We start from the raw sequence: 14,118 nt of genomic DNA on the forward strand, positions 1-14,118 counted from the left end.
ATGCCAACAGAAATCCTGATGCCTGCCCTGTCTCCGACCATGGAGGAAGGCACGCTGGCGAAATGGCTGGTAAAGGAAGGGGATGAAGTCTCTTCCGGCGACCTGCTGGCCGAAATCGAGACCGACAAGGCGACGATGGAATTCGAAGCCGTAGATGAGGGCGTGATCGGCAAAATCCTCGTTGCCGAGGGCACCGAGGGCGTTTCCGTCAACTCGCCCATCGCGGTCCTGCTCGCCGAGGGCGAGAGCGCCGATGACATCGGCAGCACTCCGGCCGCCGCCGCGTCGGAGGCTGCGCCTGCAGCCGACGCGGGCACTGAGGCGGCCGCGCCCGCGGCCTCCGAAGCGCCCGCCACCCAGGCCCCGGCGGCTCCCGCTGCCACCGATGGCAAGCGTATCTTCGCAAGCCCCCTTGCTCGCCGCATCGCCGCGGACAAGGGCTTAGACCTGAGCCAGATCCAGGGCTCCGGCCCGCGCGGCCGTATCGTGAAGGCGGATGTGATCGACGCCACCGCCGCCCCTGCCCCAACTGCCGAGGCGCCGAAAGCCGTCGCCCCTGCCGCAGCGGCTGCACCCGCCGGCCCCACGACCGATGCCGTGCTCAAGACCTATGCCGACCGCGATTTCGAGGAGATCTCGCTCGACGGCATGCGGAAAACCGTCGCCGCCCGCCTCACCGAGGCCAAGCAGACGATCCCGCATTTCTACCTGCGCCGCGACATCAAGCTCGACGCGTTGCTCAAGTTCCGCTCCACGCTGAACAAGCAGCTGGAAGCGCGCGGTGTGAAGCTCTCGGTAAATGATTTCATCATCAAGGCCTGTGCCGTCGCACTCCAAACAGTGCCAGCAGCCAATCGAGTTTGGGCTGGAGACCGGATGCTTCAGCTCAAGCCTTCCGACGTGGCGGTGGCCGTCGCTGTCGATGGCGGACTCTTCACTCCAGTGCTGAAAGACGCCGAGATGAAATCCCTCTCCGCCCTCTCGACGGAGATGAAGGATCTGGCTACGCGCGCCCGCGACAAGAAACTCGCGCCGCATGAGTATGTCGGCGGCACATTCGCCATCTCCAATCTGGGCATGTTCGGTATCGAGAATTTCGACGCCGTTATTAATCCACCCCACGGCGCAATACTCGCCGTTGGAGCAGGTTCGAAGAAGCCCATTGTCGGCGAGGATGGTGAATTGTCGGTTGCGACCGTCATGTCGGTCACGCTCTCAGTAGATCACAGGGTCATCGACGGTGCGTTGGGCGCCGAACTGCTTCAGGCCATCGTCGAGAACCTGGAAAACCCAGTCGCGATGCTAGCCTAGGCGGGCACCGGAGATTGCGGTTCAGCCGCAATCTCCACCCCAAAGTCTCGCAAGACATCCTTTGCGGCATAACCTTCTACGCCATGCTCCGAGAACAACCACGAGCGAGCGCCGTCGCGGCCGAACTTGCTGCTGGCGTTGTCTTCGTGATTGACACCATAAAGCATGCAGGGAAACGGCACCGGGTCGATCGGTTGCCCCATTGCCGTCATGTGCCTCGACAACACCTGATGGTTCATAGGCAATGTGCAAAGGATGCGCTTGGCAGTCCGCTTGTCTGAGAAATCGACGGCGATTGCCGCACAGGATCCGCACATTTCGTGGAAAGGCATGCCGCACGAATCCAACGACAGCCGAGTCACCAGCGGCCGTTTCACGTCCCACATGTACCCGTCTTCGATGTGGTACCCTCGGCCGTTGCTATCCCGCTGCAGGAAACCACTCAAATCCGGGTGCACGATGTCGTCTGCATCCAGCAAGACAACGTAAGCTGGTCCCTCCAGTTGATCTACCATCGCACGTGCACCAATACGATGCTTCGCCTGCTTGTCGATGCCCTGAATTCGTTGCAGTTTTTCCGGTGCTTGGATGAAGTGGAGAGCTTTCTGGCACGACACGCCTTCCGGCAGGTCTTGCCCACACAAGAACACGCTTACGCGGTCAGCAGTCTGCCGGCCGACGCTGTCAAGCGTCGCTTGCAACCTGCGTGCAACGCCTTCCCAATCAGATGCATCCTTCCGCCCGATCAACTTGATCAGAAAGACTATCTGTACATTCCCACCATCGATACCACCTGAGGAAATTCGCCGGTGGACAAATGCAAATGGTCTCTGCACGCGGTTCAACCACCAGTACGGATCGCGCAATCTCCGCCCGCGTTCAGTCAGCGAAACCATGTCACTCCGACGACGGGTCCGCGAGCATGTGATCCATGGATACGGAGGGTTGCGGACAATTCACTTCACCCACGACGCGTGCGGGCACGCCGGCGACCGTTAACTTCGGCGCCACCGGTTCCAATACCACTGATCCCGCAGCCACGCGGCTGCAATCGCCGATGGTGATATTTCCTAGAATCTTGGCTCCTGCTCCGATCAACACGCCATTGCCGACCTTGGGGTGCCGATCGCCGTCCTCCTTGCCAGTACCCCCAAGGGTCACGGAGTGCAGCATCGACACATCGTTCCCAACAACTGCCGTTTCGCCAATGACAATCGAATGCGCATGGTCGATCATAACGCCACGGCCAATTCGTGCCGCCGGATGGATGTCCACCCCGAAGGTCTCGGACACCCGCATTTGGACGAAATATGCAAAGTCTCGACGGCCCTGTCGCCACAACCAGTTCCCGATCCGATAGGCTTGGATCGCTTGATAGCCCTTAAAGAAGAGAATTGGTTGAAGGAAACGATGGCATGCGGGGTCACGGTCGAATGTCGCGACCAAGTCCGCCCGCGCAGCCGCTCCAAGTTCCGGATCAGCGGCATAGGCCTCATCCCCAATTTCACGCAGAATCTGTTCCGACATTTCGCCGGACGCGAGCTTCAAAGACATTCTGTAAGCCAGCGCCCGCTCAAGTGTCGGGTGGTGCAGGAGGCTCGAGTGAACCAGGCCACCAAGTAGTGGCTCGGCCGCTATCGCCTCCTCTCCTTCACGTGTGATCCGGTCCCAAACCGGGTCCAGAGTCGATATCCGTTTCTTGGTCTCAGCCATTTCAGCGCCTCCCGTTCGAACCGGCGTCGCTCTAATCTAAGGCCATCTCGCCAACCGTGAAACCCTCAAACACGGAAAGTTGGGGGCGCCATCCCACGTCTGCTCCGTCATTCAGGCAGGGTGATGCGATAAAGGTGTAGCGCCAATCGCAGTTGCCCACCCGTCAGCGTTCCGCCGTCCGGCGAAATGCGTACAGGGGTATCTGCGTAAAAGGTCGTCGGCTGCGAGAGAATACCAGTACAATAGGATCCGACCGAAAGCCCCATACCGCTGCCGAAAGTCGCCCCAGCCCCGGCAACTCCAAGGCGCCAACTCGGCAGAGTTCCCTCCAATGCGCTTGTCACGCGGGCCGAACACGCGAACACCATTGCATTCGCGGGAATGGTGAGGTTCGTGTCCTGTCCATTTCCAGCGGTGAGCGTGTAATCAGCCCCCACGACATCGAAGCGGGAAGACGAACCCGAGTTGTTTCCCGCGATCCATCCGGTCTGCCACTCACCGCTAACGAAGATCGCAGTACAGTGCTCGTCCTCAAGCCAGGCTCGCCATCCCGCCAGAGGTTGAACGAATATCCATCCGCCGTTCGACCCGATAGCGACCTTGCCGTCTTGGCCCAACCAGTCGTCGGTAGCACCCGCCGCCACGGCGTAGCAGTCGCCTCCGACAACGGCACCAGTTGGTGGCTCTGCAAGGCTTCGCGATTTGAGTCGCATTTGCGTTAAACCGTCTAGACGGATCAGCGCTTCGTTTACCGTCACATGTTTTTGTGCCTGAGCAGGCTGCAACAACGGAAGAGTCAAAGATGGGGTTTCACTCATCGATTTCTAAGCTCCTGAAAGCACCCGCACCAAAGCGGTTCGAGATTTGGGCGACCCGCACCGTGAAAACGCCGGTGCAACCGTCGGATTGGCGGTCAGCAAGCGCATAGGTCCAGGATGGTTCCGTGGTGACAGTTTCTCGCATCAACTCGCCGCCACAAATCACTTGAATCGCGTAGCGCTCGAACTCTTCCCCCAACGGGACCTCGAAGGTTTGCCAATTATCTCCGTCGATCCGAGTTCGCCGGATCCATTCGAAGCGAATGACGTCCCCGTCCGAAACGCTTTTGAGGTGAGCCGGCGCATAGGGCCTTAGCCCGACCCCGTCGAATGCGGCGACGGTATGGGTGTATGATGTGTGGTCAAATGACCTTGACGAAGGACCTATGCGATAGTGCCGTTCAAGTCCGCGGGTCGCCTCGAGCATTTCGATCTGTTGTGGCGCACCGTCCAGAAGGACGACAATACTCCCGGCGGGCCAGACATCTGGGACCACGCCATCAGTCCCCGCCTGGCCGCGCAACCGTCCACTAATCTCGTAGGTGTCGGTATCGACAAGTTCCGCTTTCGAAAACTGGAAGACTTCCCAGTCCCCACCAACCTCACTCCCAATTGCGGCAGCGTTCGCACCGTTCAACATCGTTTCTTCAGTTACGGCCGATATATACCCAGAACCAAATCGAATCCGTAGCGGTGCACCGCGGTCTATGACACCCGGATCAGCCTTCGGCAGCGCGGTTTCGGTAACTCCAATCGTCGACCGAGAGTCAACGATACGGTTAAGCTCGTACCCGTCGTCTTCAGGCGAGGAATAGACGGCAATACTGCCCGGCCACGGGCGTGCAGTCACGGCCACATAAGGGGCCGCTGGTTGCTCGGTACCGGACAAAAGCGGAAGATCCATCAACACCGAGTAGGTAGGCATTGGTGCCAGATAAGGCTTGATTCGCAGATCATCTGAAATATCGGGCGCTGGCCGGTAAACCCCAGGTTCTATCCTCGAACCTGCGATTTTCAGAGTGTCGCCGGTGTCGACACGATCAACCCGAAAACGTGAAACCGCGTTGTTGTGCTGTATACCGACGACGTCGCCAGCCACGACATCTCGACGGGATGGAGGAAGAGCGGCGTGGATAGTATCTCTTGCGACACGCGACTCAGCCAACCATCGCTCTGCAACCTTCTGGCCTTCAGCCGACGTGAGCGACATTTCCAGTTCGGCGGCCGACACGACAGGGCTCGTTTCATCGGGGAAAATCGCCTCGGATGAACGTGTCTCGAAATCTCCGTCGGCTAGAACGTGGTTCAACCGGATCCGACCGGCCATTTCAGCGTCCGGAGCGCGATTCTCCTCAACAAGCCCGCCAAGTTCCGACGTCACGGCAAGTAGTGAAGTATCTATCGCGGAGTCGACAGTTCCATCGCGGGAATGAAAGTGTAAAATGCCCTCTCGCTCGCTCGCATCGAAACCATGCGCAAGCATCAATGGTTGCAAGGCCGAACGCGCGTCAGAAACCTCTCTGACCGCGTAGCCACGAACCAACCCGTTCAACCCCTCCACGTCCACATCCAAGACACCTGACCGCACGCAAATGTCTGCAACGACAGCAGCGAGAGATTCAGATGTCGTCCGGCCGTTTAGCCAATGGCCGGTCACGTAGTTTTCGCCATCTCCCCAGATGGCATCGTTCGCCGGAAAGCTTGGATAGGGGCGGGCATCCCACGCCCAAACATGTGCCCGGCCCATATCGATCATTTGGCCGCTATACACGGACGACGCAGGATTGTTTTGCGGATCACTCCAAAACGAATGCAGCGCCCGGAGGTACTGCGCCTGTATCAAATCGTCCCGTGTGCCTGACGAGAAATATGGCAGGCTCGATTCTGACGACTTGGGATCCAGGAATTTGTTGGGTTGGTTGGTCCCCTTGTCGATCGCCGAGCATCCCAACTCGGTAAACCAAATCGGTTTGCTTTCCGGCACCCACGCAGTCGACGCCGGCTGCCGCACACCGGCGATCCTCTCGTGGTGCGCGTGTTTCCACCAGTTCAGAATGTCCTTGTAGCGGAACACCCACGGCTCGCCATGGGTACCGTCTCCAATGGGAAGGCGCTCTTGGGAGTCTCGTCCGTCCTGATCGGCGTAGTACCAATCGTACCCTTCGCCACCCGCTACATTGCTCTTTAAGTAGTCAATGTCGTAGATCGACTTCCAATCTGCGTCAGCATGATCAGGTCCATCACGCCAATCAGACAGCGGCATGTAGTTGTCAATACCAACAAAATCGATATCCGAATGTGCCCAGAGAGGATCGAGGTGGAAAAAAACATCACCCGATCCGTCTTGCGGATGATAGCCGAAGTACTCGCTCCAATCCGCTCCATAGCCGATCTTGGTATCCGCACCAAGGATCGCGCGAACATCCTCTGCTAAAGCCACTAGCTCCGCCACCGCGGGAAACGAGTCATCCGCACCGCGGATTTGCGTCAGACTCCGCATTTCGGAGCCGATGCAAAATGCGTCCACACCTCCGGCCGCCGCGCAAAGATGCGCGTAGTGCAGAATGAACCTACGATACGTCCAACCATCCGATCCGCTAAAGCCGACAGTATTTTCGACCCCGGTGAATTCTGCGACTTCGGCGTTCCCGAAGAACGCAGCAACTTCGGTTTCGGCCACCTCGGTTCCGTCCGGGCTTCCACCCAATCCTGGTGCCAGAGATGTGGTGATCCTACCGCGCCACGGAAGCGCGGATTGGCCCACGTTTCCAGTCCATGGATCTGGAAGCGTATTGTCGGCCAATTGGTCCATCAAGATGAACGGATAGAAAGTTATAGACTTGCCAGCCTCTCGCAGCGCCTTGATCGCTTCGACAACGGACTGATCCGTCGGTGTACCGCCGTAGATTGGGCGTCCGTCGACAACGGGGACACTTTCGGCGCCGGTACGGTCCAGTCCGCCTACGCTCCATGCCATGCGATTCCCGTCTGGCTCGTGCTTTTCGACCTTGGGTTTCAGGGAGCACGAACCGCATCGCAAATCGTCGCCAAACCAGGAAACGACCAACGAAACAGCCTCACATCTCGGGAGCTCTTCGTTCAGTTGCTCTAGCGATGTGGCGAAGTCTGTCAGTCCACTCGGCGAGTTGACGTTGGCAGACGCGACCCACCCGTATCCGTTATCGTATTCCACAGGAGTCGTTGCGAGCGCGTATTCACCTGTACCTGGAATCAACGCGACAGCACCAATCAACGAAGAAAGACTCGTCGCACCCTCGGGGACATTCCCAGGATCACACGCACGAATAACCTCGAACGAAAACTGAGGAACACGGTTGCCGTATCGCGCTAGTCCCAGATCTTCGAAAACGACATAGGCAATTCCGCGATACGCGGGCACGTTTCCCGTACCTTCAACAGCTTCCATCTTGGGGTCCGGCATCTGGTCCGCCGTCCCGGTATAGATGCGCATGTTGAGATCTTGCGGCTCAACCTCGATACCGTCCGCCCATACTCGACCAAGGCGCAAGATCTCGCCTTCACAAAGCGCAACGGCAATACTGACCGAGTAGCTGTAAGTTGTGGTCGTCGTCCCGCCACCACCACCTTTGCCACCCTGCGTCCGGTTTTTTTTCTTTTCAAGGAACTTGGACGACCAGATCACTTGCCCGCCAAGGCGCATGCGACCGTAGACTTGGCCAATTGCGGTCCCTTCGCTTGCTCCCGTCAGACGAAAGCGTTCCAGGCGTCCTGTCTCGACGACTTCGCTGCCACCCCCCAGCAAACGCTGATCGACGACGCGCCCGAGCGTCGCGCCAATCGCACGTCCGATAACCGCCGTGGTTATCCCGAAGGCGGATCCACCAAATGCACCACCGACAGCCGCACCTGCTGCACCGAGTATAAGGGTCGCCATCACCGAACTCCTTTCGGGAATGCGAAACGTGCAACGATCCGTCGTTGCCAGGCTTGTGTCAGCGCGCTTTCGACCACTCGATGCCCGCTATATGCATGAATGAAACTCGGGCATGCGTTCCGTTCGGCCGCAATTCCCAGATGTTTCGCAACGGCACCTTTGCGCATGCGAAACAGCACGACCTCGCCCGGTGCGGGCATGCCGGCCATTTCGACTTCCGATAGATGTCTGCCTGCGGCCTGCCACAGCCGCTCCTCTCCAGCCGCCTCCATCCAGTCCGGAGTGTAGGTCGGCACCAACTCGGGCTCGCCGCCGAAAAGCTCCCGCCAAATGCCACGCACAAGCCCCAGACAATCAGCCCCGGCTCCGCGCACGGACGCCTGATGGCAATAGGGCGTGCCAATCCATTTGCGTGCGATCTCAACGACCAACTGGTTTTTGACTGGTGGCAAATGGTCCGTCGCAACAACCTCACCCATTGCGGCTTCCTCCGTCGTTGTCATCGGCCTTTGTGGGATAGGCGGTTAGCCAGTCAGCTCCCGGGATGTCAGGGAAACCGCGAAAATTCAGAATGTTATCGAACTTCTTCGCGCATGTATCGGCACGCTTGTCGCACCCTGGCTCCAACCGGATCGTGTCGCCAGCGGATAGCTTTGATCGAAGTTCCTGCCACAGCTCGAGGTTACGCGTCGCACCATCAATCTGATCACGCTTTATCAGTGCGACAGTTCCTGCCGCCATTCCATCAGCTACGACGATCCGTCCACGGTTGTACCACCCCTCAGCTCTGATACCATCGTCAGGCACTTGCACAACAATCCGTTCTACAACTGCCAGGACCTCCGTCTCTTGCGCGAAACCGGACGAATCCAGGTCGAACTGACAACGACTATCGCCAAGCACCGCCGAACAAACTGATTGGTACACATGACCCTGCGGTTGGTTCAGATCCTCGGTCAAACCGCGCAACTCGGACCTGAATGCGTCCCCCGATCGCGTGATCTCTCCGAGTGATCCTTTGAACTGTACGAGCCGCTGAGTTGGATCGTGCCAATTCACCAACCAGGACGTGACGTCCGCGCCATCGTACTTTCCGGCTTCGATATCCTCTTCTGAAATCGCTGCCGCGCTCAGCGCGCCTGCCGCCTCGGAGTTATCGACAGCGAGACCGGTGGTTTGCTCAAGCGCCGAGGCCGTGAAGCCGGAAGAGGCTGCAAAAAGCGTACCATCGAACTCCACGTCCACATCGTGATCGGTGAACCCCAGGGTCATCCCGTCCTTGCGCACCACTCGCCAGCATCGGCAAACCGTGGTGCTCCCTTCGCCCAGATGGGACAGTAGCGCCTGCCCGGATGCACTGAATTTGGCCATCAGACGCGCACCTCCAGAACGGGAACATCGGGGATTTCGCCCGCTTCGAAGGCAACCGCGGAAATGCTGATGGCATCCGTGTCGAACCGAACGGGCACGTCGAATTCATAGCCAGCCGTGACCGCAATCCCCGCAGACGGAGCCGAAGCAAGGGACACGAGTCCGGTTGTCGGATCAACTTCCCAATCCGAGCCTTCGGACAGCACGGCACCGTCTACTGCGACCGCAACCGTGTTAGCGACAGGTTTTCGGATCGGGCGGGAATACTCATGGTTTCCAGACGAATACAGCCGACACAACTGGAACTCGGTCGTGCTGCCGTCCCCAGTGCCAATACGTTGATCCTGCGCGCCAATCGCCTGCGATGGCAGGCATGACTTGTAATCCGCCCAGTCTTTCCAGCGGAACCCGTAGAGTTGTCCTCGCCGGGCTTCGAAGAAGGCGATCAACGCCTGCAAATCGTCCAGCGAGCGCACGCCAACGCCGGCATCGTACCGGCGGCGAGAGTGCTCCCAAGGCGTGTTGCGTTCTTCGAAACCGTTCGCAAGCGTCACAATCTCCGTACGACGCTCCGGCCCGCCCACCGAGCCAAAGCTCAAGGCAGCCGGAAACCTGACTTCGTGAAAGCCCATGTCCGATACTCCTGCGTTGCACTACCGATTGCGTTGCCCGCGTCCGAGCGCGCGTCCAACCTGCGCGGCGATCTGCGTCTGGCTCTTTCGAAAGCCCTCTGCGTCAGGCGTGCTGATGTTCATGACGACCTGGATCGGTCTGGACGCAGCACCTTCAGCACGTACGCCCAACGATCCGTCGGCGCCCCGCGTCAGCGGCATGATTGCTTCGGGCCCCGCTTCGCCCATCAACCCGGTCCCATTTCGCATTGGGAACGTCGTCGGACTCGCGACAACGCCACCCTTGGCGAACGGCATCACGCGCCCCTGGCTGAAACTCGCACCGTTGGAAAAGGCCGCGGCACCGAGGCCGGCTATGCCACTGGCGATCATGTCGCCCACCTGGCTTGTGACCGGCTTGACCGCAGCAGAATATGTCGCGTTCACAATCGATTGCGCGACGGTTTTCAGCGCGTCAGAAGCCTTCATACTGTCAAACGTCAACCCGTCGAAGGCACGCCTCAACCCGCCACCGATTGTCGTCGAAAGTGAGCCAACGCTAGCGCTTGTTCGGGTGATGCTCTCCTGCATTTTCCGAAGCTCACTGTCAAAGATCGCCACAAGCGACCCCGCGCCATCCAAATTCGTTTCCAGGGCCTCGATCTGTGCATCGAGTGCCTCCACATCATCCGGGTCGAGCGCCATGGCTGCCCCCTTTCTCAATATCGGGATAGGCGCGCGCGAGCTCCTCGAGCCGCGCACGCGTAATCGGTGCCTGGGTCGTTTCCATTCCCAGCATCACCAACAATTCCACAGGGGTCAGTCGCCAGAATACTTCTGGGGCGAGCCCGAGTTGGCATAACCCCAACCGCATTAAGCCAGCCCAATCCATCGGCTTATCGGGCACTGTCGGGCAGAGAGAAGGCCCGGCCGAGCAACTGCGCTGCCACCTTGGCCGCTTCCGCCGGTCCATCACCAATCTCTGTTGTCCGAAGGTCTTCCGTGCGCCCGGTCCAACCGCCGCCGCGCAACCCAGCGACAATCAGAGCGAGCACGTCACGCGCCGAAAAGCGCCCGGCCTCGAATCGTTCCACGAGGTCGATCAGCGATCCCTCCGAAAGCGTGTCCTCCAGTTCGGCCAACGCCCCAAGCGTCAGCTTGCATTGATACGGAACGCCATCGAGGGTCAGCGACACTTCCCCGGTCCAAGGGTTTGCCATCGCCTACAGCGCCGAGAACAGAAGCGGACCGGCCGACGCCAGGGACATCTCGTATGTCGCCTCGCCGTCGTGGCTGCCGGAATACTCCAAGGTTGTAATCTGGAACGCGCCCTCAACCGTCCCAAAGTCCGGGATCACGACCTGGAAGACAGGCGTCTCTGCCGAAAAGAAAGCAGACCGTGCCCTTTCGTCGGTCTCTTCGTCCTTGAAGACACCGGATCCGCTGATGGACGCACTCCGCATTCCGGCACCCGACATCAGCTCGCGCCATCCGCCCTGGCTCTCCAGACTCGTCACATCAATCGTGTCGGCGTTGAAACTGATCCGCGTCGCTCGCAGGCCCGCGGCCGTCTGGAACTCGCCGCTGCCTGTCATGTCGATCTTGACTAGAAGGTCTTTGCCCGCCTGTGCACTCATGGCCGATCTCCGCTATCCCGTGATTTCCGTTGAAACTCAATCATCCTCGACCAGCGCCTCGAAACGCAGATCAATGCGCCGCTTGGTGCCAGCACCAACGCGCTGTGCGGTCGCTTTCAAGAACCGCATCTGAACGATACGGCCGCGCCCGAGAGTTGGCGCGGCACCATGCAGGGCGTCGGAAACGGCAACGGCCACATCCTTCGCCGCTAGGAATCCGCCACTCTCCGCCACGACACTCACCGTGAACCGATGTTTGGCACCCTCGCCCGTCTTGTCGCCCGCCGGCGTGACCGTCTCCGGGCCGAGGCTGATGTAGAGGGCGGGGACAGCTCCGGTCGGCACGGCGTCGTAGATTTCCGCGTCGACGAGCCCGGAAAGGGTGCTGTCTGCTTGAAGGTGCTGGTATATCGCCGATTGTAGCGCCGCCGCCGTTCCGTAGCTCATGCCGAAACCTCCTCTTCCCTCGTGAAGCAGGTCAGGTAGCGGCCGCGCACGTCCGCATCGGCGACAGCCAGTATCCGGAATACACGGCTCCCCTCCCGGAAACGCTGATCGGCCTTCGGCCGACTCGCCGCACCGGGCGGTGCAGAACGAACCGTGATACGGTACGGCACCGTCGAAAGCGTGAGGAATTCCTCCTCGGTCTCCTTGCCCGTGCCAGCCTTGACCTCTGCCCAAAGCGTGCCGAGAACAGACCAGGACTCGACAAAGCCGCCCGCGCCGTCAGGCACCCGCTCCAGCGCCTCGAGCGTCAGCTTGCGCGTTAGTTCCGGCTGCGCGGTGCTCATCTCGCACCCCCACCGACAAGCCGGACGTTCCGCCAACGGTCGACCAGCGAAGACACGCCGTAGGGCATGACTGCGCCACCGACCCGCATCTCGTGCCGGTACTCGAAGTAGTAGGCCGCCAGTAGCATCACCGCCTGCGCAAGATCCGCCGGCACATCGGCCCAGGCCGGACCGAAGCCCGCCGTGAAGTCTATGGAAATGGACCCTTGCGGCGGGATGGTCGGCAGTCGGCTACCGCGCGCCATCAGCACCGGGCGATGGGTATCCTGCTGCAACCGGTACTTCGAGGTATCGACAAGGCTCTCCCAGTCCAGGCAGTCGGTGATCCTCACTGCCGTGATCTCGCTCACAGGTGCCACCGGAAGCACCTGCGCTCGCCCGTCGCGCCAGGCTGTCAGGGAAAACGTGAAGGTCCGCTCCAGCAGCACTTTCCCGGTCCACGCTTCCACGGCCGCGATGGACGCACGCAGGAATGTCTCCAGCAGGCTGTCCTCGCCCCCCTCATCGGCAAACCCGGTGCCCAGGCGCAAATGGTCTCTGAAATCCGCAACCGGCAGTGCTGCCGCAGGCGCTGTGGTCTGCTCGACTAGCATCATTCATCTCTCCGAATGTTCTGCCCCTCAAAAGGTGGACTTGGCAGGCGCGCACCCCGCATTGCTCGGACGGAGGGGAGCAGCTGGTCAACGCGGTGAATCACTTCACGGCACGCACCCGCCGGCGGATTCGACCGTGAGGGGCCGAAACCGCCATTCCCGGGAGGCGTTAGCTCGCCGAGAATTTCAGCACCTTGATTGCGGCGAAATCGCTCACGTCGCCGCCCACGCGCTTGGTGGCATAGAACAGCACGTGGGGCTTGGCCGAGAACGGGTCGCGAAGCACCCGAAGGTCCGGACGCTCGGCAACGGTGTAACCGGCCGAGAAATCACCGAACGCGATGGAGGCGGAGCCGGTGGCAATGTCCGGCATGTCCTCGGCAATCATCACCGGGTAGCCGAGCAAGCGGGCCGGCTCGCCGGCCGAAAGTCCGTCGGACCACAGGAAGCGGCCGTCGCCGTCCTTCAGTTTCCGCACCGTGCCCGCGGTTTTGGAGTTCATGACAAAGGTCGCGCCCGCGCGGTATTCGGCGCCAAGCGAATAGACCAGGTCGATCAAGCAGTCCGCGCCGGAAAACCCGCCGTCCGCGCCCGACGCCACGTACCCGATATTGCCCCAGCTCCAGCTGTCGTTGTCGACCGTTGGATGCGTCAGGAAACCCGTGGGCTTGTCGACGCCGTCGCCATTGACGAAGGCTGCGGCCTCCGCGCGGGCAAACTTGTCTGCGATGCGGCCGGCGAGCCAGCCGTCGATGTCGAAGGCGCTGTCGTCGAGGAGCCGCTGGCTGGCCTTCGGCAGCGCCGAAAGCTCGTGCAGCGGGATGGTGATCCGCTCGATTTGCGGCGTATCGGTTTCGATGGACGAGCCGGTCTCGGTCGCCCATCCGGACCCGAGCTCACCGTGATCCATCAGAACATCGAACGACGTTGCCTCGACCGACACCACATTGGCGATCGAACGGATCGAGGCGTTCGACATCAGAACGCTCTTGATGGTTTCGGAGGTTTCGGGGTCCACCAGGTAGCCGCCGTCGGCCGCGACCGCCGTCGAGAGCGCTTTGCCCTCCAGTTCCAGGCCGCGCAGCGCGTCGTCGTCACCGGACCGCAGATAGGCTTCGAACGCCTTCTGGTGCGGGGCTCCCCCGGCCTCGGTCTGGGTGGCAAGCGCCGGGCGTCCGGCAATCATGGTTTTCCGATCCAGCATGGTCAGTCGCTCTTCCTGCTTGTGAATTCTGTTCTTTACGTCGGCCTGAAAGGTTCTGAAATCACTCAGAAAACCTGCCATGGCCTCCTTGAAATCGGGCAATTCCTGCCCGGCCCGAGCCTTCGTCTCGGCTGTGCTCATCGCATGGGTCCT

Annotated in this window: 16 protein-coding genes; 1 reads left to right on the forward strand and 15 read right to left on the reverse strand. The window is 60.3% G+C overall.

Translation table 11 applies throughout. The annotated features are described in order from the left end of the window. A complete protein-coding gene (locus ARC39_RS19080; protein ID WP_068116557.1) occupies positions 1-1,311 on the forward strand; it encodes a pyruvate dehydrogenase complex dihydrolipoamide acetyltransferase in 1,311 nt (436 codons plus the stop codon). Here ARC39_RS19080 and ARC39_RS19085 read toward each other — a convergent pair. The 15 genes from ARC39_RS19085 to ARC39_RS19150 all read right to left on the reverse strand — a co-directional run bounded on the left by ARC39_RS19085 (position 1,308) and on the right by ARC39_RS19150 (position 14,106). Further along, positions 1,308-2,207: a glycosyltransferase family A protein gene (locus tag ARC39_RS19085; RefSeq protein ID WP_068116559.1), complete on the reverse strand. Its 900-nt coding sequence runs from the start codon at positions 2,205-2,207 to the stop codon at positions 1,308-1,310. The two genes, ARC39_RS19080 and ARC39_RS19085, sit on opposite strands and share 4 nt — an antisense overlap. A 1-nt stretch (position 2,208) precedes the next feature. Further along, complete coding sequence (gene cysE, locus ARC39_RS19090; RefSeq protein ID WP_068116561.1) at positions 2,209-3,024, reverse strand: serine O-acetyltransferase; 816 nt, start codon at positions 3,022-3,024, stop codon at positions 2,209-2,211. A 107-nt stretch (positions 3,025-3,131) separates the two neighbouring features. Further along, a complete protein-coding gene (locus tag ARC39_RS19095) occupies positions 3,132-3,842 on the reverse strand; it encodes a DUF2793 domain-containing protein (RefSeq protein ID WP_078059362.1) in 711 nt (236 codons plus the stop codon). Then, on the reverse strand, positions 3,835-7,758 hold the full coding sequence (locus ARC39_RS19100; protein ID WP_068116564.1) for a baseplate multidomain protein megatron: 3,924 nt from the start codon (positions 7,756-7,758) through the stop codon (positions 3,835-3,837). Before ARC39_RS19100 ends, ARC39_RS19095 begins: the two co-directional genes overlap by 8 nt. Next, positions 7,758-8,237 carry a C40 family peptidase gene (locus tag ARC39_RS19105; protein ID WP_068116566.1) on the reverse strand — a complete coding sequence of 160 codons (480 nt, stop codon included), beginning with the start codon at positions 8,235-8,237 and terminating at the stop codon, positions 7,758-7,760. Before ARC39_RS19105 ends, ARC39_RS19100 begins: the two co-directional genes overlap by 1 nt. Further along, the gene (locus ARC39_RS19110; protein ID WP_068116568.1) at positions 8,230-9,129 is read right to left on the reverse strand and encodes a phage/gene transfer agent baseplate hub protein; all 900 of its coding nucleotides are present in this window, start codon (positions 9,127-9,129) and stop codon (positions 8,230-8,232) included. Before ARC39_RS19110 ends, ARC39_RS19105 begins: the two co-directional genes overlap by 8 nt. Continuing rightward, positions 9,129-9,761 carry a DUF2460 domain-containing protein gene (locus tag ARC39_RS19115; protein WP_068116569.1) on the reverse strand — a complete coding sequence of 211 codons (633 nt, stop codon included), beginning with the start codon at positions 9,759-9,761 and terminating at the stop codon, positions 9,129-9,131. The genes ARC39_RS19110 and ARC39_RS19115 overlap by 1 nt, the downstream gene beginning before the upstream one ends. Positions 9,762-9,782: 21 nt before the next feature. After that, on the reverse strand, positions 9,783-10,445 hold the full coding sequence (locus tag ARC39_RS19120; protein ID WP_068116571.1) for an RcGTA-type gene transfer agent tail tape measure protein: 663 nt from the start codon (positions 10,443-10,445) through the stop codon (positions 9,783-9,785). Beyond that, positions 10,426-10,713, reverse strand: coding sequence for a rcc01693 family protein (locus ARC39_RS25395; protein ID WP_438273274.1), 288 nt, complete (start codon positions 10,711-10,713; stop codon positions 10,426-10,428). Before ARC39_RS25395 ends, ARC39_RS19120 begins: the two co-directional genes overlap by 20 nt. Next, positions 10,637-10,960, reverse strand: coding sequence for a gene transfer agent family protein (locus tag ARC39_RS19125; protein WP_068116573.1), 324 nt, complete (start codon positions 10,958-10,960; stop codon positions 10,637-10,639). The genes ARC39_RS25395 and ARC39_RS19125 overlap by 77 nt, the downstream gene beginning before the upstream one ends. Before the next feature lie 3 nt (positions 10,961-10,963). After that, positions 10,964-11,377: a phage major tail protein, TP901-1 family gene (locus tag ARC39_RS19130; protein WP_068116574.1), complete on the reverse strand. Its 414-nt coding sequence runs from the start codon at positions 11,375-11,377 to the stop codon at positions 10,964-10,966. Between the two features lie 36 nt (positions 11,378-11,413). Further along, positions 11,414-11,824 carry a DUF3168 domain-containing protein gene (locus tag ARC39_RS19135; protein ID WP_068116576.1) on the reverse strand — a complete coding sequence of 137 codons (411 nt, stop codon included), beginning with the start codon at positions 11,822-11,824 and terminating at the stop codon, positions 11,414-11,416. Beyond that, on the reverse strand, positions 11,821-12,168 hold the full coding sequence (locus tag ARC39_RS19140) for a phage head closure protein (protein ID WP_068116578.1): 348 nt from the start codon (positions 12,166-12,168) through the stop codon (positions 11,821-11,823). Before ARC39_RS19140 ends, ARC39_RS19135 begins: the two co-directional genes overlap by 4 nt. Then, entirely contained in the window at positions 12,165-12,764 is a 600-nt protein-coding gene (locus ARC39_RS19145; RefSeq protein ID WP_068116580.1) for a head-tail connector protein, read from the reverse strand. The genes ARC39_RS19140 and ARC39_RS19145 overlap by 4 nt, the downstream gene beginning before the upstream one ends. Before the next feature lie 166 nt (positions 12,765-12,930). Next, positions 12,931-14,106 (reverse strand): phage major capsid protein, encoded by a 1,176-nt coding sequence (locus ARC39_RS19150; RefSeq protein WP_068116581.1) that lies wholly within the window; start codon positions 14,104-14,106, stop codon positions 12,931-12,933. Positions 14,107-14,118 lie beyond the last annotated feature (12 nt).

Source organism: Tropicimonas marinistellae (assembly GCF_001509585.1).
GTDB lineage: Bacteria > Pseudomonadota > Alphaproteobacteria > Rhodobacterales > Rhodobacteraceae > Tropicimonas > Tropicimonas marinistellae.